This is a genomic window from Butyribacter sp. (assembly GCF_056818865.1).
The window spans coordinates 19,262-41,597 of record NZ_DBLYGC010000026.1 but is presented as its reverse complement, the minus strand read 5'-3'; the positions used below and the strand labels follow the sequence as shown (position 1 = coordinate 41,597).

Below are 22,336 nucleotides of genomic sequence, written 5' to 3'. Positions count from 1 at the left end.
GAAAAAGTCTTTTCGGCGGCAGAAAAAGGGTTTATCAGTGCAACACACGAGAATCTACAATGCTTGAAATCGTTGTCTGCACATTTCTCAAAGAACTGTGTCCGAACACTTGACAGAGGATTTGACGCAAATGATTACTACAGATATTTCTTGAAGAATGATGAAAAATTTGTAATTCGGTCAAAAAAGAATCGTAATGTCATTTATAACGGAAAAACGCAAAACATTATGGATGTTGCAGGTAAGTACAAAGGGAATTATCGGATGAATTTTAAGGATAAACATGGCAAAAAGATAGAATGTAAAATTAGTTATATTCCTGTACGGTTATGTGAATTTCCAAACAAGGTGCTGGTTCTTGTGACGGTATATGGTTTTGGTGTACAGCCAATGTTATTGCTTACAAATTTAGGTGTGTCTGAAAAGAAAAAACTATGTATGATTGCAACAAAAGTATATCTGATGCTGTGGAGAATTGAGGAATATTTCAAGTTCAAAAAACAACAATTTGAATTAGAAGATTTACGTGTAATGTCTTTGCAATCAATCCGTAATTTAAATCTGTTTGCAACACTTGTCACTGGCTATATAGGTATGATGAGCTGCGAAAAAGAAGATACAATTTTTATGCTGGAATTAAAGGAATGTTCCAAGCGTATTTTTGATATACCAAAATTTATTTTTTATGGATTAGGCTATGCCATTGAGCGTGTCCTTGCCAGAACACACTCAGGCATAAAAGGTTTCCTTTTAAAAAAAGAGCAATCACAACAACTAACACTGGCTGAATGCTTTGCTGGATTGGGTTTCGAGTGATAGCGGTTTGAAAAATGGGGAAACTCAAAAATGTTATAAATTGACTTTTTGTGTTGGCAATGTTAATATAATCAAAATGGAATAGAACAATGGTACATTCAAAAGAAAGAGAAGAATATAGTGTATTATCATGGTACAGAAATTGAAAGAGGAAGAAAGGCTGTTAAAGAGCAAAAACTTCCAATAAGTACTTCTTCAGTCAAGAGAGAACAATGGCTTGGTGATGGCTGGTATTTTTATGAGTATGAGAGAGATGCATATAAGTGGATATTTGATATGCATCGTTCTAATATAAAGAAAAATAAATATTCAAATAGTAAAAAATTGTTATGTAAATTTACAATTTTGGGGTGTGAATTAGAGAGAAATGAAGAAAGGGAGTTTACAAATTTTAATCCTGAGCATTTTAAAATATTTGAAATTGTTAAAGATAAATTAGTAGAGCTTGAAGGACACGAGGTAAGAGAAGGAGATGTTTTTAATTATCTTTTTGAAATATTAAAATATAAAGATAATTACGACTTAGTCCGTTGGAGTATTCCTATGGGAAAGAGAATTACATATCCGTGTCTTAGGACAGAAAAAAGACAGCAACTTCAGATATGTGTAAAAAAAAGAGAAATTATAACAAATATAACTGATTTGAATAATAATATTGATGAAGAAAAATATATAGATATTAGGGAAAGTAATGAAAACAAGATTATCAATATTGATTTTAAGAATTTAGGGAGGGAAGATTGTCATGATAAATGGAATGGATTTAAGAGATGAACTTAATAGAATTGAAGAACATTTTAGCAATCTTACTGTTGAGCAATACAATATTAATAAGAAAAAAATTGATTTTGGAAAAGTTAAGTTTGCGTGCGATAGCAGTTATGTAAAGGCATTTGATGAATTAACATTGCAAACGAAATTTAATGTAGAAGATAATATTGATCAAGAGGATTTAGGGGTATTCGGATTATCAGAGAATAGAATAGGAGCGGCATAATATGTCAGATAAGCAGGGAGCAATTAAGTTTTTAGACTATAGGGTTTCAAAAGTTGAGTTTTATTTAAATAAAACAGAAAAGCAATCTAATGAATTGAATGTAGAGGTCAGTTCGGATAAAGAGGTTGATAAAGAATTAAAAAATATGTTGGTTGAACTGAATGTTGAAATTGGAGATAAAGATGAAAGTCCGTTTTTTATGAGTATTTGTTTAGAAGGACTATTTGAATTATCACAAGATTATTTAGATTATGATATTAATCTATTTTATTCAAATGCTTTATCGATTTTGTATCCGTATGTGAGGGCTATTGTATCTACATACACAGCTGGAGCAAATATAAAGCCGGTAATTCTTCCGACAATTAATATAAAAAAGATGTTAAAATAAAATCTTTGAAAAATAGTCGAAACGTTTTCTGCCATATAGACTAAGTGGTTTATATGGCAGAATTTTTATGATATAAGGAAAAATTGGTATGAAACATAAAATAAGTTTAGAACAAATAGAAAAATTTATATCAAAAAGTAAAGACAAAGCCATTGCAGAAAAATTTACGGCAGGAATTGACTCATATAAAATATTGTGTGACTACATAAGTGAAAAAATGGAATTGGGGGAGTTTGTTCCTATAAAAAGTAGTGGCTCAAATGGAAAAAGACCATCACTTTACAATGCATATTGGCAGATTGAAGAGGAAAAAGATAACAGAGAGTTTGATGATGAATTAAACTTTAAATTATCAGCAAAAATCAGCACAGAATATTATAAAAAGCATACTGAACAATATAAAAAAGACAGAAATGCCGTACTTAAATTAAGTGAGTTTTTGAAAAATGACAGCGAAAAACAAAAGCTTGAAAAAGCAGAGTCTGTAAATGAGCGCAGTTTTGAGATATGGAATGATGAAAAGTTTATAAAAGGTGACAGTGAGAACAAAAGTAAGAATGAAAACAGAGGCAGAGGAAAAAGGATACTAAAAAATCTTGGGCTTGATTTTTCGGATTTGAATGTATATGAAACACCGGAACCTTTTGTTAGTTATACATTTGACAGACTGGTTCCGCAAAATGTACTTATTATTGAAAATAAAGATACATTTTATACTATTAGAAAATACATGCAGGATACCGGAAAGAATGTGATATTAGGTGAAAAATTTGGAACAATTATTTATGGTTCAGGTAAAAAAGTCATAGCTTCATTCAGGGATTTTGAATATACAGCCGAGAAATATCTTGCGCATAGAAAAAATAAATTTTTATATTTTGGGGATATGGACTACGAGGGGATAGGCATTTATGAAAAACTTGTGGAAATTTTTAAGGAAAAAAGCACAGAGGGTATAATTGCTGAAAAAATGATGGTCGAACCATTTAATGAAGCATACATAAGAATGTATGAAAAGGCTGAAAGGGTTGGAATGGACAGACTTCCGGTTACAAAAGAAAAACAGAACAGAAATATTGGTCAGACATTTGCTTCATATTTTGGAAGTGAAATGTGGGAAAACTTTGAAAATCTTCTGATGACTGAGAAATATATTCCGCAGGAGATAATAAATATTTGGGATTTTGAATAATTTTTTAAATTCGTAACATATGTTACGGATTTTTTTATGGTATTACTGTATTATAGTCAATGTCAAAAGAAAAACTAAAAGTTTGTGTTACAATATATATAAGAAAGGAAAAATATGGAAAATAAAATGTTTTGTTTTCAATGTGAACAGACAGCGGGCTGTTCGGGATGTACAGGAAATGCAGGAGTATGTGGAAAAACAGCAGAAACAGCAAATCTTCAGGATGAACTTACCGGGGCATTGATAGGTCTTGCAAAAGCATGCGAAAGTAATCCACATGATGAGAGTGTTACGGATATTATTGTAGAAGGACTGTTTACAACAATAACAAATGTCAATTTTAATGATGAAACTATCAGAAAAATTACAGAAAAAGTCAGAAAAAAGAAATATGAGGTTGTTCCAAATTGCAGCGTATGTACAGCAAAGTGTGGGAACACGGATGATTATGATGTTACAAAAATCTGGAATGAACAGGAGGATATACGTTCACTTAAATCACTTATTCTTTTTGGTATAAGGGGTATGGCGGCATATGCATATCATGCAAATGTACTTGGCTATAGAGATAATACGGTGAATGATTTCTTTATAAAAACATTGTGCATACTAGGCTATGACTTAAATAAGGATGATCTTCTTCCTGTTGTTATGGAAGTTGGAGAAGTAAATCTCAAATGTATGGAACTGCTCGATAAAGCAAATACTGAAACTTATGGAACACCGACACCGGTAAAAGTTCCTCTTACAGTTGAGAAAGGTCCGTTTATCGTGATTACCGGACATGATTTGTATGATCTTAAACAGTTGTTGGAACAGACAAAAGACAAGGGAATAAATATTTATACGCATGGTGAGATGCTTCCGGCTCATGCATATCCTGAATTAAAGAAATATTCTCATCTTAAAGGAAATTTTGGAACTGCATGGCAAAATCAGCAGAAGGAATTTGAAAATATTCCGGCACCGGTATTATTTACAACAAACTGCCTTATGCCTGTTAAAGAAAGCTATTCCGACAGAGTATTTACAACGGAAGTGGTATCATATCCTGAGATGGTTCATATTGGTGTGGATAAAGAGTTTACACCTGTTATCGAAAAGGCACTTGAATTGGGTGGTTACGATGAAGATAAAAGTTTTACCGGCATAAACGGCGGTCATGAAGTGATGACAGGATTTGCACATGGAACTGTCTTGTCTGTTGCTGACAAAGTTATTGAAGCTGTCAAGAATGGAGATATAAAGCATTTCTTCCTTGTGGGAGGATGCGATGGAGCAAGAACGGGGAGAAATTATTACACAGAATTTGTTAAGCAGACTCCGAAAGATTCTGTTATACTTACATTAGCATGTGGAAAATACAGATTTAACGATATTGATTTAGGTGAGATTGCAGGACTACCAAGAATTATGGATATGGGACAGTGTAATGATGCTTTCAGTGCTATAAAAGTTGCGACAGCTCTTGCTGATGCGTTTGAATGTTCGGTAAATGAACTTCCGCTATCTATCGTACTTTCGTGGTATGAGCAGAAAGCGGTGTGTATTTTACTTACACTTCTTCATCTTGGAATAAAGAATATACATTTAGGACCAACACTTCCGGCATTTGTATCGCAGGGTGTGCTTGATATTCTTGTTGAAAATTTTGGAATTTCACCTATAGGTTCACCGGAGGAAGATTTGAAAAAATTCCTCAAATAGGAGACGGATATAAGAGGCAGATATATGGATAAAGATGAGAATGGCAAGATAATACAGGCTTTGAGTAAATCCGCACTTTGCAAAGGATTTACGCAGGATGAACTTCTTTGTTTATTAGAAGAAAATAGTACAGAGATAAAAAAATACGAGAAAGGAAGTTTTGTATTTGAAGAGGGTGACGTACCTGAAAGGCTTTATGTGATGGTACACGGCTATGTCGAAGTTTCAAAACTGACTTTTTCGGGGAAGAAGATTTTGATAACAACCATTGAAAATCCCGGAGACATGTTTGCGGAAGTTTATATGTTTATGGGGAAAAGCAAGTATGACATGTCGGCACAGGCTGGCGAAGAGTCGTTGATACTAAGTATTTCGAGTGATTTTTTTGAAAATATATCGTATAATACTAATGCTTTAGTTGCGGAAAAGATAAGAAAAAATCTAATGGGTATATTTGCAATGAAGGCGTATAATCTAAGCGGCAAGGTAAGACTGCTTGGCTGTGGCAGCATAAGGGAAAAAATTTCACTTTATCTCATTGAAAATCAGACACCGTCAGGTGAGATAGCAAAAAATCCTTCAAGAGAGGAACTTGCAGATTATCTCAACGTAACAAGACCGTCTCTTTCAAGAGAACTTGGAAATATGGAAAAGGAAGGCATAATCAGGCTTGAGGGCAGAAAGATAATTATTGTGTCGCAGGAAAAGCTTGAAGAATATTTATAAAAATCTGGGAACATCAAAAATTTTAATTTAAAATAAAAAATTGGAGGAATAAAATTATGGCAGAGCTTATGAAAAACATTGAAAAATCAAAGGTACTTACACTTAAGGATGAGATTTCCTATGCAGACGGACAGGTTGTGAGCAAAACACTTGTACAAAATGATGCGGTAAGTGAGACATTGTTTGTATTTTAGAAAGGAAGAATAAAATGATACGCAAGATAGTTCATATAGATGAAGAAAAATGTAACGGTTGTGGTGCGTGTGCTAATGCGTGCCACGAGGATGCGATTGCTATGATTGACGGAAAGGCAAGGCTGATTAAAGATGATTATTGTGATGGTCTTGGAGACTGTCTGCCTGCATGTCCTATGGATGCAATTGAAATTATAGAGCGTGAGGCAAATGAATATGATGAGGCGGCTGTCAAGGCTAGGATCGCCGCAAAAAAAATGGCTGAGAATGCAAAAAAGAACGGTGCACCTGTTCATGTCTGTCCGGGCAGCATGGCAAGAAGCTTACAGCATACACAGACGGAAAATGCTAAAGAAAATGACTGCAGTAATGCAGATACAGGAAGCGGCAACTGGAAACCTGTAAGCAGATTAAGCCAGTGGCCGGTTCAGATAAAACTTGTTCCGACATCTGCACCGTATTTTGATGGAGCCAATCTTTTGGTGGCAGCAGATTGTACAGCGTATGCCTATGCAAATTTTCATGAGGACTTTATCAAAAATCACATTACGCTTGTCGGATGTCCTAAACTTGATGATATTGATTACAGTGAGAAGCTTACTGAGATAATTAAGAATAACGACATAAAGAGCGTGAAAATAGTCCGTATGGAAGTTCCATGCTGCGGAGGTCTGCAAAATGCAGTTGTAAATGCTTTAAAGAACAGTGGTAAGATGATTCCGCGGCAGGTTGTGACGATTTCATGTGACGGAAAAATTTTAGAAAGCTTATAAGATATTTTATGGATTCGGGTTTTGGCAGGGGAAAATGCCGGAACCCGAATTTGTTCATTATTGATAAATTTTTCTCAATAATGTTATTGACAACTATTCTCGATTAGATTATACTAACGCATGGATAAATGATAATCAACAAAAGAGATTAAGAAAGAGGATGATATGATGCCATTATCAATGATAGCTGAAGGACAGCCTAGCGTAATAAAAAAAATAGGCGGTAAAGAAGAAACACGCAGATTTTTAGAAAACCTTGGTTTTGTTGTGGGTGGAACAGTTACTGTTATTTCACAGATTGGTGGAAATATGATAGTAAATGTCAAGGATGCCAGAGTTGCCATCGGTAAAGATATGGCAAATAAGATCATGGTCTAGAAAGGGGAAAATGATGAAAACATTGAAGGAAGTTAAATGTGGCGAAACTGTAAAAGTTACAAAACTTACAGGAGTAGGAGCGGTAAAGAGACGCATCATGGACATGGGAATTACCAAAGGTACTGATGTCCTTGTAAGAAAAGTCGCACCACTTGGTGATCCTATTGAAGTGACAGTAAGAGGTTATGAGCTTTCACTGAGAAAAGCAGATGCAGAAATGATTGAAGTTGAGTAATTTTAAGGCTCAAATTTTTTTTGGTCACGGGTTAGCTTGTACTAATTACAGCAAGTGAATACAAATTTGGTATAGGCAGTCAAAACCAAATGTAGTAGTAAATAATTTTGGCACATATATGGTTGATGGATTATACATTATACATATAGAATTATATGTGCGGATTGGAGAGAAAAAATGTCAATTAAAATTGCATTAGCAGGTAATCCTAACTGCGGAAAAACAACATTATTTAATGCACTGACAGGTTCAAACCAGTATGTAGGTAACTGGCCTGGTGTTACAGTGGAAAAGAAAGAGGGAAGATTAAAGGGAAATAAAGATGTGACAGTAGTCGATCTTCCCGGTATTTATTCATTATCCCCATATACTCTTGAGGAGGTTGTTTCAAGAAATTATCTTATTGATGAGAAACCTGAAGTCATCTTGAACATTATCGATGGAACAAACCTTGAAAGAAACCTTTATCTTACAACACAGCTTACAGAAATCGGAATTCCTGTTTTAATAGCTGTAAACATGATGGACGTTGTTCGTAAGAACGGTGACCAGATAAATATTAAGAAACTTGCAGAGGAAACAGGTTGTGAGGTTGTTGAAATTTCAGCACTTAAAGGTGAGGGAATCGTTGAGGCAGCTGAGCAGGCAGTTAAACTTGCAGGTAAGAAAGTGGCAGCTCCTAAGCATTCTTTTGAAGCTAAGGTAGAAGATGCCCTTAAAGATATTGAGAGCATTGCACTTGGTTCAGTAGAGGAGTCACAGAAACGCTGGTTTGCAATTAAGCTTTTTGAGAACGATGAGAAGGTTGCAGAGAAGTTAAATCTTTCAGATAATGTTCTTAAAGAGATTGCTGAAATTAACAAAAATGTAGAAGATGAGCTTGATGACGATACAGAAAGTATCATCACAAATGAGAGATATACATTTATCACATCTATCATTAAGGATTGTATTAAGAAAAAATCAGCAGGAAAGCTCACAACATCGGATAAGATTGATAAAATTGTTACAAACAGAATACTTGCACTTCCTATATTTGCAGCAATTATGTTTGTAGTTTATTACATAGCAGTATCATCACTTGGTGGAATTGTTACAGACTGGACAAATGATACACTTGTAGGTGAGTGGATTCAGCCGGCAGTACAGGGATTTTTGGAAAATGTCGGTGCAGCAGACTGGCTTGTATCACTTGTAGTTAACGGTATTATCGGAGGTCTTGGTGCTCCTATCGGATTCGCACCTCAGATGGCTATTGTATTCTTCTTCCTCTCACTTCTTGAGGATTGCGGATACATGGCAAGAATCGCATTCATCATGGATAGAATTTTCCGTAAGTTTGGTCTTTCAGGAAAGAGTTTCATTCCGTTCCTTATCGGTTCAGGATGTGGTGTCCCGGGAATTATGGCAACACGTACAATTGAAAACGATAAAGATCGTCGTATGACAATTATGACAACAACATTTATTCCTTGTGGTGCAAAACTTCCTGTTATTGCACTTATCGCAGGATATTTATTAAACGGATGCTGGTGGCTTGCACCGCTTATGTATTTCGTAGGTATTATTGTAGTTATTGTTTCTTGTATTATTTTAAAGAAAACATCACTTTTTGCTGGTGATCCGGCACCGTTCGTTATGGAGCTTCCACAGTACCATATCCCATCACTTAAAGGTGTTCTTCTCCATGTATGGGAGAGAGTATGGGCATTCCTTAAGAAAGCAGGAACAATCCTCTTCCTTTGCTGTGCAGTTATGTGGTTCCTCGGAACATTCGGTATCCAGAACGGAACATTTGGTATGGTAGATACAGAATATTGTTTCCTTGCTTCAATCGGTGGAGCTATCGCTTGGATTTTCAAACCACTCGGATTTGGAACATGGCAGGCAGTTGCATCATCACTTTCAGGATTTGTTGCAAAAGAAGGTATCGTTTCAACAATGGGTGTACTCAGTGGACTTGGCGAAGTAGAAGAATATGCAGCATCTATGCATGATCAGTTTGCACAGTTCTTCCCAACAGGAATCGCAGCAGTATCATTCCTTATGTTCAACCTTTTCGATTCACCTTGTCTTGCAGCTATCTCAACAATGGCAAGAGAGATGAAATCAAAGAAATTTGTAGTATTTGCACTTATATTCCAGAATGTATTAGCATATTGCGTAGCACTTATGGTATATCAGATTGGCGGACTTATCACAGGTTCAGTAGCATTCGGACCTGCAACAGTAGCAGCATTTATTGTAGCAATAGTAATACTTTACTTCCTTTTCCGTCCGGACCCAAACAAGAAGAGGGAATATAAGACAGCAGCAGGAGAAGCTTAAAAATAACATAAAGTGATTTTTAGATAAGCGGAATTTTTACAATGCATACTAATTTAGAAGTTAAACCGGTTGATGTGGTTATCTTAATCGTTCTTGCAATTATGTTTGTGTTAGCGATAAAGATAATAATAGGTTTTTTTAAAGAAAAATAGACAGTTAACAACAAAGAGATGAGAGGTGGGGAATCATACTATGGCGATGGCAGTGATGGAACAAAAGAGAAAGATACAGGAATCACAGAATTATCAGCGTACAAAAATGCAGAAAGATATGGTGATACAACGTCTTAAAGATGATGGGTGTCGTATAACAAAGCAGCGTCTTATGTTACTTGACATTATATTGGAAGAAGACTGCTCATGCTGCAAAGAGATATATTACAAGGCGGCAAAACAGGACGGCAGGATAGGCACTGCCACCGTATATAGAATGGTTAACAAACTCGAGGAAATCGGGGCTATCAGCAGAAAAAATATGTATAAGATAGCCTGCGGTTCCGGGTGTGAAGTTGAAAATGCCTGCACTATTGAGTTTGATGATGATACGGTTGTTGAGTTGTCAGCAAAAAAATGGCATAAGGTTATAAAGGCGGGACTTGCGGCATGCGGTTATCCAACTGATTTAAATGTGCGCAGTGTTATTGCAAAATCATGCCAGTGCGGAAAGTAGAAAGTAAAAAGAATGCAGTTTTGTCTTTACAAGATTGCATTCTTTTTGTTTTTTATTTTTATATTTAAGCAGTTATTTCTTAATATAAAATAATTATTTTCTGAATTTCTGTGGAGAAATTCCCTTTATTTTTTTGAATTGTCTCGAAAAATGTTCAAGGTTTTCATAACCGCAAGTGGCTGCAATTTCAGAGATAGAGCTGTTGCTTCCCTGTAAAAGTCTTGCAGCATGTTCTATTCTTGCTTTTATAATGTCCTGGTGAACTGATATTCCAAATAGTTTTTTATAGGTATGCTGAAAATAAGATGTGCTTAGTCCGAGTTTAGCTGCAATTTCGTCTGCACCGGATGGGACATATTCATAATTGTAAATATGCTGTCTTAACTCTGAAAATTCGTCAAAATACTTGTCAAAAGCAGAACCGGAATTTAGTGTAGTCCTATAAATATCGCTGAATTTATGAAAAAGAGTTTCGGCTTTGCTGCTCATAATATATTCGTGCTGATCGCCTTCGTTAAAATATTCTATAAATAAATCGGCAATCATATCGGTTATTATTTTTGGAGTTGAAAGTGTGATAGGTGTATTAAAAGGAATTTCAAGTTTCTCAAAAAAATTGTCATAATTGTCAAAGTCAAAATGAATCCAGTCATTTATAAAACAGTCATCAGAATTTTCTGATTTAATATGCCTGTAAATCTGAGGTTTATTCTTTTCGTATAAGATAAAAGTATTTTCGGGAACTTTTATGTAATGCCCGTCTTTCATTATTTCAGTTGGCCTGCGCAGATACAATAATAAATAGTCGCCGGAGCCTGTTGGACGTTCTACACAAAAGCCGGGACAATTTTGAAAATGGTATCCTATTAATTTTATTTTAATCATAACCTATCCTCCAAAACACAAAAATTAAATCTGGAAAGTATACATTAAGTTGTCACAATTTAATACTTAACGTCTTTTTTATTATAAAATAAAAAGCGAAAAAAATCAAATATATGACAACTAATATCATGGACTTGCGTATAAAAAGTTTATATAATCATACTTATAAAATTAAATACAAATGCACTGTTGTTGTATAAAATGCCGAAAAAACTTCCTCTCGTAAACTGTTTTTATTTTGGTAAAGTACAATATATGTGCATTGTATTTAATGTTTAAATATAACTAAAAAGTTCAAATGTTATGTTGTTTTGGAGAAACAATACGAATTTAAAAGGAAAGAGGATGTGTATGAGATTAAGTAAGAAAAGAATTTTGGCATTATGCATGAGCGGTGCACTCGTTTTGTCTTCAGTACCCGGTGTGTATATGGAGAGTACTGCGGCAAAGAAAAGCAGCGCAGCTGTCGTAAAGTTAAGTACAACAAACTTAAAACTTGTAAAAGGTAAACAAAAAAAGATAAAAGTTACGGTGAAAAATGTAAGCAAACTTAAAAAGGTTACATTTAAGAGTAAAAATAAAAAAATTGCATCTGTAACTTCAAAGGGTGTTGTAAAGGCCGTAAAAGCGGGCAGTACAAAGATTGAAGTTACGGTACGCTATATTCCGAAAAATTCGCAAAAAGTCAGTAAAAAAACATTGAAATGTACAGTGAAAGTTTCAAAACCTGAAGACACAACAGATGTGTTACCGGATGCAGAGGCACAGCCTACAGCTACACCTGTACCGGCAGTTTACGGAGAGGCAGGAAAAGTCAGTGAATATAGTAAAGAAAAAAGTAATTATTCATTGAGCGTTGATGCTTCTGATAAAGTACATGATATAAGTGATATATTATATGGAATATTTATAGAAGATATTAATTTTGCCGCTGACGGAGGCTTGTATGCTGAGATGGTTCAGAACCGCTCATTTGAATTTACAAAACTTGCCTCAGACAACGAAAAACATGCTTGGAACAATGTCGGTGATGTAACTGCAAATGTGGTTAAGGATGATAAGACAGGCTGTCTTAATGTAAACAATCCAAATTATATGGTTATTGAGAATAAATCCGATGAAGAAGCCGGTATTGCGAATAAGGGATTTCTTGACGGCATGTCAATAAAAAAGAATGCAGGATATGATTTTTCTATTTATGCAAAAGGAATTGACGGCTACACAGGTTCTTTAAATGTAAAAATAATGAATGGCAAAGAGGTTGCCGGCAGTGGTACTATTGAAAAGGTGACAAGTGACTGGAAAAAATATGAACTTAAACTTGACTCAAATGTCACATCAAACAGAAATGTAAAATTACAGGTTACAATTCCTAAAGGAAAGATTGCGGTGGATATGGTATCACTGTTCCCACAGGATACATACAAGGGAAGAAAGAATGGTCTTAGAAAAGATCTTGCACAAAAACTTGAAGAACTTCATCCGGGATTTTTGAGATTTCCGGGAGGATGTGTAGTTGAGGGTGCAACTATTGAGACGAGATACAACTGGAAAGATTCCATCGGTGCAGATGCAAGCGGACAGCCGTTTGAATTTAACGGTACATACGGTGATGTTGCAGCAAGAAAACAGGGACAAAACATATGGACTGATGAGTGGGCAACCAATGACCAGAATCCATCATTTATGACATATGGTCTTGGATTTTATGAGTATTTCCAGCTTGCTGAGGATATAGGAGCAATAGGAGTACCTGTTATCAACTGTGGAAAATGCTGTATGGGTCAGTCGAACGGAAACGGTCCTGCACTTGATTCTGCTGAATTCAAACAGTACATTCAGGATGCACTTGACCTTGTTGAGTTTTGTCGTGGAGATAAAACTACAAAATGGGGTAAAATAAGAATTGCAATGGGACATGAGGAACCGTTTGAACTCAAATATATCGGTATCGGAAATGAACAGTGGGGTGATGATTTCTTTAAACATTATGAAGCGTTTGTAGATGCATTCAATGACGCAAAGAAAACAAATCCGGCACTTTACGGTGATATTGAACTTATGTTTACGGCAGGTGTCGATGACGGAGACAGCGGAAAAGATATTTACATGCAGGCATATAATGAAGCTGCAAAATGGCTTAAAGCACATCCTGACAAGACGATAAATGATTTTGCGGGTGCTATTGACCATCATTATTACAATGAGCCAAGCTGGTTCTTGACACATACTGATTATTATGACGAAAAGAATTACAGCAGAGATACTGACAATATGACCACATCAACATATGGCGGAGGAATGAATGTATTTCTTGGGGAATATGCGGCACAGTCAAATACATGGAAGGCGGCACTTTCGGAGGCCGCATATATGACGGGACTTGAGAGAAACGGAGACATAGTTAAGATGGCGGCATATGCACCGCTGTTTGGAAATCTCACGGCACTTCACTGGTCACCTGACCTTATATGGTTTAATAATAATACGGTTACAAGTTCGGTTAACTATTATGTACAAAAGATATTTGCAAAAAATGCAGGAACTACTCTGCTGAAATCAGATATGACAGGAGCAACGGTGACATCAAAACCATTTGGTGGAAAAGTTGGTGTAGGTACATGGAACACGGCAGCAAAATTTGATAATGTAAAGGTGGTATCAAAAGATACAGGAAAGATTTTAGGAAAAGAGACATTTACAAAAGCAGCAAACTTTTCAAAATACTGGGAGCAGGCTACAGATGGTGTATGGTCAGTGAAAAACGGAAAGCTTGTCCAGTCATCGGATGTGACAAATACAGTTACATATGGAAATCAGGGAAGTGTTGTATATTTTGGAAACAGTTCATGGAAGAATTATACATATACTGTTGAAGCTACAAAGATTTCAGGTCAGGAAGGTTTTATGATTCCATTTTCAGTCGGTGACAAAAATGAAAATTATTTCTGGAATATTGGTGGATGGAATAATACTGTATCATGTTTACAGAAAGTGTCAGGAGGTTCAAAATCCGGACAGCTTGCAGGTACGGTTACAAGCTGTACTATCGCTGATGATGTGAAATACAATATAAAAATAGAAGTAAAGGACAGAAACGTAAAATGTTATCTTGATGGATTACTCTATGTAGACTATACGATACCTGAGACAGAAGGAAGCGAGAGTTATCAGGTTGTAAGTACGGACAAAACAGGAGATGTCATTGTAAAACTTGTAAATGTAACAGGCACAGACAAAACATTTGCTGTTGATATTGCAAATGCAGGAGAAATATCCGATGAGGCAGATGTGGATGTAGTTGCAGGAAACAGTGAGAATGATGACAATATTCTCGGAAAAGAAGAAATTGTTACATTAAAGAGTGACAAGGTAAGCGGAATAAAGGATAAATTTAATTATACGGTTCCTAAATATTCTGTAACTGTTCTGCGTATTAAGCATAACGGCGACAACTAAAAACAAAGTTATAAAAAATAGGAGGATTTTATGAATTATCGTAATGTTGGAAAATCAGGTCTTAAAGTAAGTGAGATTGCTGTCGGAAGCTGGATGACAGACCTTGCCGGTGATGATAAGGTTAATATTGCAAGAGACACGATAAGACTTGCATATGAAAAAGGCGTAAACTTTTTCGACTGTGCAGATGCCTACAGCGGCGGTGAAGCTGAAAAGTTTTTAGGAAAAATTTTAAATGAATATCCGAGAAACAGTTATGTTGTTTCAAGTAAAGTATTTTTCCCGACAGGCGGCGGAGCAAATGACTGGGGATTATCAAGAAAACATATTTTTGAAAATGTTGACCGTTCGCTGAAAAATCTTAATATGGATTACATAGATTTGTATTACTGCCATAGATTTGATAACACAACACCTATGGAGGAAACTCTTAGGGCATTAAGTGATTTGGTGTCAAAAGGAAAAATTTTATATTATGGTGTCAGTGAAGAGTGGGGAGCAGCAAGACTTGAGGAAGCACAGAGAATAATCGAGAGATATGGTTTATATCCGATGACGGTAGTGCAGCCACAATATAATATGATAGACAGATATATTGAACATGAAATTATGTCTGTATGTGAAAAATACGGTATAGGAATAACACCATTTTCACCGCTTGCCCAGGGACTTCTGACGGGAAAATATAAAAAGGGAGAGCCTTATCCGGAAGGGTCAAGAGCAACACATCAGGCGGATAAACAGATAAACAATCTTCTTACTGATGAAAATCTTGATAAGGTTGAAAAGCTTACAAAGATAGCTAAGGAGCTCGGAATCAATATGTCGGTGCTTGCACTCAGCTGGATTTTAAGAAAAGAGATTGTATCAAGTGTTATTACGGGAGCAAGCAAGCCGTCACAGCTTGAAAACAATTTGGCGGCGGCAGACTTTAGAATTCCTAAGGATGCACTTGATGAGATTGAAAAGATTCTTGATTTTAAAAAGTTTGAAAGACATGTAGGTTAGAGTGCTCTTTTGTGAAACAAAGAGTATGATATTGAGAAACAGTTTCAAGAAAAGACAAAATAGACTTTTGTTGATTAAAATTTATCAATAAAGCATAATTAGCTTTGTCGTACCGTGTTTCCTGTTATATAATGTCACAAAAGGCAAAATTAAGGAGGAAATTATTATGTTAGATTGTTTAAAAGCTATTAATTGGAAAAAGACAGGTTTATTTGCAGCAGGAGTTGCATTTGGTACAGCAGGAATCAAGATTCTTTCAAGTGATGATGCAAAGAATGTATATTCAAATTGTACAGCAGCAGTTCTTCGTGCAAAAGACTGTGTTATGAACGTTGTATCAACAGTACAGGAAAATGCAGAAGATATTTATGCTGAGGCAGTAGAAATCAACGAGGAAAGAGCTGCAAAAAAAGAATGCTTTGAAGATGAAGCAGAAGATTTTGAAGAAGTTGATGATGAAGCAGAAAGTGCAGACGCAGAGGCAGCAGCAGAAGCAGAGTAGTTAACAGGTTTGAAAGTGCAGATTGTGAGATACATATTGCACAAAGTTTATCAATTAGATAATAATCTGACATATATTTATACAAGACATCTGATTTTTCAGGTGTCTTGTTTTAGGTATATGGCAGTAAGATGATTCTAATTGAAGTTAAATTAGTAGTACGGAAATGGGGGACAAAAATGAAGTTTTCTATTAAGCATGAAATAAAAGGCAGAATAAGAGTTCATTTACATCAGACCAGAATGTCCTTTGAACAGGCAGACACATTATTATATTATCTTACAAATAATCAGTATGTTACAAATGCAAAGGTGTTTGAAAGAACATGTGACGCTATTGTATATTTTGTCGGAGATAGAGAAAATATTATAGATGCGTTGAAAAAATTTGCTTATGAAAATGTTGACGTGCCGGCAGCAGTATTAGAAACATCAGGAAGAGGACTTAACAATACATATCAGAGAAAAATGGTTGAAAAAGTCGTTTACAGATATGCAAGGAAGATATTACTTCCTTATCCGGTGAGAGCTGTCTATACTACGGCAATGTCATTAAAATATATTTACAAAGGCGTAAAGACTTTGCTTAAAGGAAAGATTGAAGTACCAGTTCTTGATGCGACAGCTATAGGAGTATCAGTTCTTAGAAATGATATAAAGACAGCGGATTCAATAATGTTCCTTCTCGGAATAGGTGAACTTTTAGAAGAGTGGACACACAAAAAATCAGTTGATGATCTCGCAAGAACAATGTCGCTCAATACTGGAAGTGTCTGGATGCTCTGTGATGGAAAAGAAGTTCAGGTATCTTCAAATGATGTAAAAGAAGGCGACTGTGTAGTTGTTCACATGGGAAATATTATTCCGTTTGACGGTGAAGTCTATGACGGTGAGGCTATGGTTAACCAGGCTTCAATAACAGGTGAATCAATGCCGGTAAGAAGAGTTAAGGACAATTATGTTTATGCCGGAACTGTTGTTGAGGAAGGCGAAATAACTATCAAGGTTAAAAAAGTCGGTGGTTCAAGCCAGTATGAAAAAATCGTAAAAATGATAGAAGAAACTGAGAAGCTTAAATCATCAAGTGAAAGCAAGGCGAGTCATATCGCAGACAAACTTGTTCCATATACTCTTGCAGGAACGGCACTTACTTATCTTCTCACAAGAAATACTACTAAAGCGCTTTCAGTGCTTATGGTCGATTTTTCATGTGCGCTTAAACTGGCAATGCCAATAACGGTTTTATCAGCAATAAGAGAAGCAAGCCTTCACAATGTTACGGTTAAAGGCGGAAAGTTCCTTGAAGCAGTTTCCGAGGCAGATACAATAGTATTCGATAAAACAGGAACTCTTACAAAGGCAAAACCTACTGTTGTAGATGTTGTTTCATTCTGCAGTGAGACACCGGATGAACTTTTAAGAATTGCTGCATGTCTTGAAGAACATTTCCCACACTCAATGGCAAAAGCAGTAGTTGAAGCCGCTAAAGACAGGTCACTTGAACATGAGGAAATGCATTCAAAAGTTGATTATGTTGTTGCTCATGGTATATCAAGTTATATTGACGACAGAAAAGCTGTTATAGGAAGTTATCATTTTGTATTTGAAGATGAAAATTGTACAGTGCCTGAGGATAAGGCAGAGGAATTTGATAATCTTCCTGAGCAGTATTCAAGATTATATCTTGCAATTCAGGGTGAACTCGCAGCGGTTATACTTATAGAAGACCCTCTTAGAGATGAAGCTGAAGCAGTTATAAATTCTTTAAGAAAGTCAGGAATAAGCAAGGTTGTTATGATGACCGGAGACAGTGACAGAATAGCCAAAAACATAGCCGAGAAAGTCGGAGTAGATGTTTATTATTCTGAAGTTCTTCCGGCAGATAAGGCGGCGTTTGTTGAAAAAGAGAGAAAAGAAGGCAGAAAAGTGATTATGATAGGTGACGGAATAAACGATTCACCGGCTCTTTCAGCAGCAAATGTCGGAATAGCAATAAGTGACGGAGCAGAAATAGCAAGAGAGATAGCTGACATAACAGTTGGCTCTGATGACTTGTATCAGATAGTAACACTCAAAATGCTGAGCGATGCACTTATGAAGAGGATTAAGAAGAACTATAGAACTATAGTCGGATTTAATTCGGGATTGATATTGTGTGGTGTGACAGGACTACTTGCGCCGACAACGTCAGCACTTTTACATAATGCATCAACACTTGCAATAAGTTTAAAGAGCATGGAAAGTTTTCTTGATTGATTATAGTATAATAAATAATCAGATTGACTAATAACAAAATATATAATATATAATTCAAGTAAATGACACCTTTTTCTCAATAAGACTGATATTGAGAAAAAGGTGTCATTTACTTTGTTGACTTTATCATAAGATTTCTATATCATAAAATCAAAGTTAGCGATGACTAACTTAAACATTTCACTTTGAAAGGAGAATTATCATCATGGGTAAAATTAGTGTTGTATATTGGTCACAGTCAGGAAATACACTTGCTATGGCAGATGCAATTGGGAGAGGAATTACTGCCGGCGGAGCTGAAGCAGAGGTTACTAATGTCAGTAGTTGTCAGGTAAGTGATTTAGATGGGGAAGAGGTATTTGCACTTGGTTGTCCTGCTATGGGAGCAGAAGTTCTTGAAGAAAGCGAGATGGAACCTTTTGTTGCAGACCTTGAAGGAAAAGTAAAAGGTAAAAAAATTGCTTTATTTGGTTCATATGGCTGGGGAGATGGTCAGTGGATGCGTGACTGGGAAGAGCGTATGACAAGTGCCGGAGCAACAGTAATAAACGGAGAGGGACTTATCTGTCAGGAGACACCTGATGATGATGCGATAAGTGAGTGTGAAAGTCTCGGAAAACAGTTAGCTGGGATGTAGAGAGGTTACTTAAAAAGGTGACTCTTAAAAATACAGTCAGACAGAGGAAGCTGTATTAAAAGACCTCACCTTTAAATAACGGCTGCCGTCAGAATGAAAGTGAGGAATAAAACATTTTGGATATTTCAGAGGCAGCCGTATATTTATCAAATAAAAGGCACGGATAAATGTGCAGAAAAGAGGAAGATATGAGCGTAGTTATAGTTGGAGGACATGACCGCATGGTCTGTAGATACAAAAAAATCTGTAAGGAGCACAATTGTAAAGCAAAAGTTTTTACCCAGATGTCAGCAAGACTTAGTGAGCAGATAGGAAGCCCTGATTTACTGATTCTTTTTACAAATACAGTTTCACATAAAATGGTTAAATGTGCCATAACTGAGGCGGAAAAATGCAATGCAGATATAGTAAGATGTCATACAAGCAGCGGAACTGCATTAAATGAAATTCTTACAAATGCATGCATGGCATAAATATAAGATTCTATAATAATATACACTTGCTATTCGGTCTGAATTACATTATACTAAAACATAGTTGTTCTGATATTGCTGTCTGCAAAGCTGCAGGCAGTAATATTTCATTGTTATAAAATCGGTTAAAAAAGCGCATATATCAGTTTTTTACTGAATTTATGCTGCCTGAGATGGGGATATGGAGGTAATATGTGATGGCGTACGATTATGTTATAGTAACGGATTCAACAGCAAATCTGCCTGAGGATATGATAGAAAAATATGAACTTGAGATTTTATCATTGAACTATTATATTGACGGCGAAGAACACAAGGGATACATCAAAGGTGAAAAAACTGACATGGCACCATTTTATTCTATGATGCGTCAGAAGAAGGAGATTACGACATCCTTGGTTACGGTTGGGGATGCCATGGATTTGCTTGAAAACATTGTAAAAGAAGGAAAAGATTATATTTATATAGGATTTTCTTCTGGACTTAGCGGAACTTTTCAGGCAGTATCACTTGTAACTGATTCATTGTCACAAAAATATCCTGAGAGAAAGCTTTATGCAGTTGATTCTCTGGCAGCGGCTCTAGGCGAAGGTCTTCTGGTAAAATATGTTATTGACAACAGAGAAAATGGCATGTCTGTTTCTGAGAATGCCGATTGGGTAGTTAATCACAGAAACAATATCTGTCATTGGTTCACTGTTGATGATTTATTTTTCTTGAAGCGTGGAGGCAGGGTTTCGGCAACCACTGCCATTGTGGGCACTGCACTTAGTATAAAACCGGTTTTACATGTTGATGACAACGGACATCTCATTCCAATGGAAAATGCCAGAGGAAGGAAAAAATCACTTGATGCATTGGTTAAACATATGAAAGAGAGTGTAGTAGAGCCTGACGGTCAGTCTGTGTATATAAGTCATGGCGACTGCCTCAAAGATGCTGAGTATGTTGCCGGCAAAGTCAAGGAAGCCTTTAATGTCGGGGAAGTTGTGGTAAGGATGCTTGACCCTGTTATAGCATCACATTCAGGTCCCGGTACAGTGGCGTTATTCTTTTATGGAAAACAAAAGTAAATCATTATATGGAGGAAACAGACAATGAATATTTTAGTAGTAAATTGTGGAAGTTCATCACTTAAATTTCAGCTTATTGATTCAGATACAGAGCAGGTAAGTGCATCAGGAAACTGCGAAAGAATAGGTCTTGACGGAATGATTACATATAAGGCTCACGGTGAGAAGTTTGTTACGGAAACAGACCTTCCGGAGCATGGAATTGCAATCAAAAAAGTTCTTGAACTTCTTGTAGATAAAGAGAGAGGTGTAATAAGCTCACTTGATGAGATACATGCAGTAGGACATCGTATGGTACATGGTGGAGAGAAGTTCTCTTCTTCAGTTATCATTACAGAAGATGTTATAAAAGATATTGAAAGCTGTAACGACCTTGCACCGCTTCACAATCCGGCAAACATTTTAGGTGTTCGTGCATGTCAGGAAGTTATGCCGGGTGTAAAGCATGTTGCTGTATTTGACACGGCATTCCATCAGACAATGCCTGCAAAAGCTTATTTATATGCACTTCCAAAAGAGTATTATGAAAAATATGGGGTACGCCGTTATGGATTCCATGGAACAAGCCACAGCTTTGTATCAAAGAGACTTGCAGAACTTGCAGGACTTGACTATAACAACTCAAAAATGATTATCTGCCATATCGGAAGCGGAGCAAGTATTTCTGCAATTAAGAATGGCAAATCAATTGATACAAGTATGGGTATGACACCACTTGAAGGACTTGTAATGGGAACACGTTCAGGAGATATTGATCCTGCAATTGTTGAATTTATCTGCCAGAAAGAAAATATTTCAGTCAGTGAGATGACGACAATCTTAAACAAGAAGTCAGGTGTACTTGGTCTTTCAGGAGTATCAAATGACTTTAGAGATTTGGTAGATGCAAGAGAGAGCGGAAATAAAGATGCGGCAAATGCACTTGATGTACTCGTATACCGTATCGTAAAATATATCGGTGCATATTATATGGCACTTGGCGGAGTTGATGCTATTGCACTTACAGCAGGAGCCGGAGAGAACAATAAAGAAGTTCGTGAGATGATTATGGAAGGAATCAGTGTACTTGGCGTAAAGATTAACCAGGAGGCAAATCAGACACGCGGAGAAGAGATACTTCTTTCAACAAAAGACAGCAAGGTTCCTGTATGGATAGTACCGACAAACGAAGAACTTGCAATCGCAAGAGAGACAGCAAGACTTGTAAAATAGTTTTTGCTGCAAAATGTAACAGATGAAAGGCTGAATTGTTACTGTAAAACAGTATAGTCGTTTATGCCTAATAAAAATAATAATAAAAAATCTGTCAAAATATATTGACAAGCCTATGAAAATTGGGTATAATCGGAGAAGTGTTGTAAAGGAAAAGGCTAGGAGGTGGAATGTAATGTCTATTTGTCCAAAGAATAAATCTTCAAAATCAAGAAGAGATAAAAGAAGAGCAAATTGGAAGATGTCAGCACCAAATTTGGTAAAATGCAGCAAATGTGGAGCTTTAATGATGTCTCATAGAGTATGCAAGGCTTGTGGTTCTTATAATAAGAAGGAGATTCTTGCAGAAGCAGCTGAATAATCAATTTGAGAATTTTATCATAATAAAAATAAGTCCTTATCGTAAGATAGGGACTTATTTTGTTG

General features: G+C 36.1%; 23 protein-coding genes. 22 read left to right on the top strand and 1 reads right to left on the bottom strand.

Annotation, left to right across the window (positions count from 1 at the left end; all coding sequences use genetic code 11):
• The 13 genes from ACZLXV_RS11500 to ACZLXV_RS11440 all read left to right on the top strand — a co-directional run.
• Positions 1 to 816, top strand: an 816-nt coding sequence (locus tag ACZLXV_RS11500; RefSeq protein ID WP_482383524.1) for a hypothetical protein, incomplete at its 5' end; no start/stop codon positions are given.
• Positions 817 to 936: 120 nt separating this feature from the next.
• Positions 937 to 1,590 carry a hypothetical protein gene (locus tag ACZLXV_RS11495; RefSeq protein ID WP_482383523.1) on the top strand — a complete coding sequence of 218 codons (654 nt, stop codon included), beginning with the start codon at positions 937 to 939 and terminating at the stop codon, positions 1,588 to 1,590.
• On the top strand, positions 1,562 to 1,813 hold the full coding sequence (locus tag ACZLXV_RS11490) for a hypothetical protein (protein WP_482383522.1): 252 nt from the start codon (positions 1,562 to 1,564) through the stop codon (positions 1,811 to 1,813). The genes ACZLXV_RS11495 and ACZLXV_RS11490 overlap by 29 nt, the downstream gene beginning before the upstream one ends.
• Position 1,814: 1 nt before the next feature.
• Positions 1,815 to 2,204, top strand: a complete 390-nt coding sequence (locus ACZLXV_RS11485) for a protein-export chaperone SecB (protein ID WP_022223459.1) — start codon at positions 1,815 to 1,817, stop codon at positions 2,202 to 2,204.
• A gap of 88 nt (positions 2,205 to 2,292) precedes the next feature.
• Positions 2,293 to 3,396, top strand: a complete 1,104-nt coding sequence (locus ACZLXV_RS11480; RefSeq protein WP_482383521.1) for a Wadjet anti-phage system protein JetD domain-containing protein — start codon at positions 2,293 to 2,295, stop codon at positions 3,394 to 3,396.
• A gap of 114 nt (positions 3,397 to 3,510) precedes the next feature.
• A complete protein-coding gene (hcp, locus tag ACZLXV_RS11475) occupies positions 3,511 to 5,103 on the top strand; it encodes a hydroxylamine reductase (RefSeq protein WP_482383520.1) in 1,593 nt (530 codons plus the stop codon).
• A 24-nt stretch (positions 5,104 to 5,127) separates the two neighbouring features.
• Complete coding sequence (locus ACZLXV_RS11470; protein WP_482383519.1) at positions 5,128 to 5,829, top strand: Crp/Fnr family transcriptional regulator; 702 nt, start codon at positions 5,128 to 5,130, stop codon at positions 5,827 to 5,829.
• A gap of 56 nt (positions 5,830 to 5,885) precedes the next feature.
• Complete coding sequence (locus ACZLXV_RS11465) at positions 5,886 to 6,023, top strand: hypothetical protein (protein WP_482383518.1); 138 nt, start codon at positions 5,886 to 5,888, stop codon at positions 6,021 to 6,023.
• Between the two features lie 14 nt (positions 6,024 to 6,037).
• Positions 6,038 to 6,796 (top strand): ATP-binding protein, encoded by a 759-nt coding sequence (locus ACZLXV_RS11460; protein WP_482383517.1) that lies wholly within the window; start codon positions 6,038 to 6,040, stop codon positions 6,794 to 6,796.
• A 165-nt stretch (positions 6,797 to 6,961) separates the two neighbouring features.
• Positions 6,962 to 7,174 carry a FeoA family protein gene (locus ACZLXV_RS11455; RefSeq protein ID WP_022223464.1) on the top strand — a complete coding sequence of 71 codons (213 nt, stop codon included), beginning with the start codon at positions 6,962 to 6,964 and terminating at the stop codon, positions 7,172 to 7,174.
• Between the two features lie 13 nt (positions 7,175 to 7,187).
• Positions 7,188 to 7,409: a FeoA family protein gene (locus ACZLXV_RS11450; RefSeq protein ID WP_367334823.1), complete on the top strand. Its 222-nt coding sequence runs from the start codon at positions 7,188 to 7,190 to the stop codon at positions 7,407 to 7,409.
• A 177-nt stretch (positions 7,410 to 7,586) separates the two neighbouring features.
• On the top strand, positions 7,587 to 9,737 hold the full coding sequence (gene feoB, locus ACZLXV_RS11445; RefSeq protein WP_482383516.1) for a ferrous iron transport protein B: 2,151 nt from the start codon (positions 7,587 to 7,589) through the stop codon (positions 9,735 to 9,737).
• 192 nt (positions 9,738 to 9,929) lie between these two features.
• The gene (locus tag ACZLXV_RS11440) at positions 9,930 to 10,406 is read left to right on the top strand and encodes a transcriptional repressor (protein WP_367334712.1); all 477 of its coding nucleotides are present in this window, start codon (positions 9,930 to 9,932) and stop codon (positions 10,404 to 10,406) included.
• Positions 10,407 to 10,499: 93 nt separating this feature from the next.
• Here ACZLXV_RS11440 and ACZLXV_RS11435 read toward each other — a convergent pair whose 3' ends face one another.
• Entirely contained in the window at positions 10,500 to 11,291 is a 792-nt protein-coding gene (locus ACZLXV_RS11435) for an AraC family transcriptional regulator (RefSeq protein ID WP_482383515.1), read from the bottom strand.
• 351 nt (positions 11,292 to 11,642) lie between these two features.
• Between ACZLXV_RS11435 and ACZLXV_RS11430 the strand changes: the two genes are divergently transcribed.
• From ACZLXV_RS11430 to rpmF, 9 genes are all read left to right on the top strand, one after another.
• The gene (locus ACZLXV_RS11430; protein WP_482383514.1) at positions 11,643 to 14,750 is read left to right on the top strand and encodes an alpha-L-arabinofuranosidase C-terminal domain-containing protein; all 3,108 of its coding nucleotides are present in this window, start codon (positions 11,643 to 11,645) and stop codon (positions 14,748 to 14,750) included.
• Positions 14,751 to 14,780: 30 nt separating this feature from the next.
• Complete coding sequence (locus tag ACZLXV_RS11425; protein ID WP_482383513.1) at positions 14,781 to 15,758, top strand: aldo/keto reductase family protein; 978 nt, start codon at positions 14,781 to 14,783, stop codon at positions 15,756 to 15,758.
• 166 nt (positions 15,759 to 15,924) lie between these two features.
• On the top strand, positions 15,925 to 16,260 hold the full coding sequence (locus ACZLXV_RS11420; protein WP_022223472.1) for a DUF6110 family protein: 336 nt from the start codon (positions 15,925 to 15,927) through the stop codon (positions 16,258 to 16,260).
• 179 nt (positions 16,261 to 16,439) lie between these two features.
• Positions 16,440 to 18,515, top strand: a complete 2,076-nt coding sequence (locus ACZLXV_RS11415) for a heavy metal translocating P-type ATPase (protein ID WP_482383512.1) — start codon at positions 16,440 to 16,442, stop codon at positions 18,513 to 18,515.
• A gap of 205 nt (positions 18,516 to 18,720) precedes the next feature.
• On the top strand, positions 18,721 to 19,152 hold the full coding sequence (locus ACZLXV_RS11410) for a flavodoxin (protein ID WP_022223474.1): 432 nt from the start codon (positions 18,721 to 18,723) through the stop codon (positions 19,150 to 19,152).
• A gap of 188 nt (positions 19,153 to 19,340) precedes the next feature.
• Positions 19,341 to 19,625 (top strand): DUF2325 domain-containing protein, encoded by a 285-nt coding sequence (locus tag ACZLXV_RS11405; protein ID WP_022223475.1) that lies wholly within the window; start codon positions 19,341 to 19,343, stop codon positions 19,623 to 19,625.
• A 197-nt stretch (positions 19,626 to 19,822) separates the two neighbouring features.
• Complete coding sequence (locus ACZLXV_RS11400) at positions 19,823 to 20,698, top strand: DegV family protein (RefSeq protein WP_022223476.1); 876 nt, start codon at positions 19,823 to 19,825, stop codon at positions 20,696 to 20,698.
• A 24-nt stretch (positions 20,699 to 20,722) separates the two neighbouring features.
• On the top strand, positions 20,723 to 21,910 hold the full coding sequence (locus ACZLXV_RS11395) for an acetate/propionate family kinase (protein ID WP_022223477.1): 1,188 nt from the start codon (positions 20,723 to 20,725) through the stop codon (positions 21,908 to 21,910).
• A gap of 175 nt (positions 21,911 to 22,085) precedes the next feature.
• The gene (gene rpmF, locus ACZLXV_RS11390; protein ID WP_022223478.1) at positions 22,086 to 22,271 is read left to right on the top strand and encodes a 50S ribosomal protein L32; all 186 of its coding nucleotides are present in this window, start codon (positions 22,086 to 22,088) and stop codon (positions 22,269 to 22,271) included.
• Positions 22,272 to 22,336: the final 65 nt, after the last annotated feature.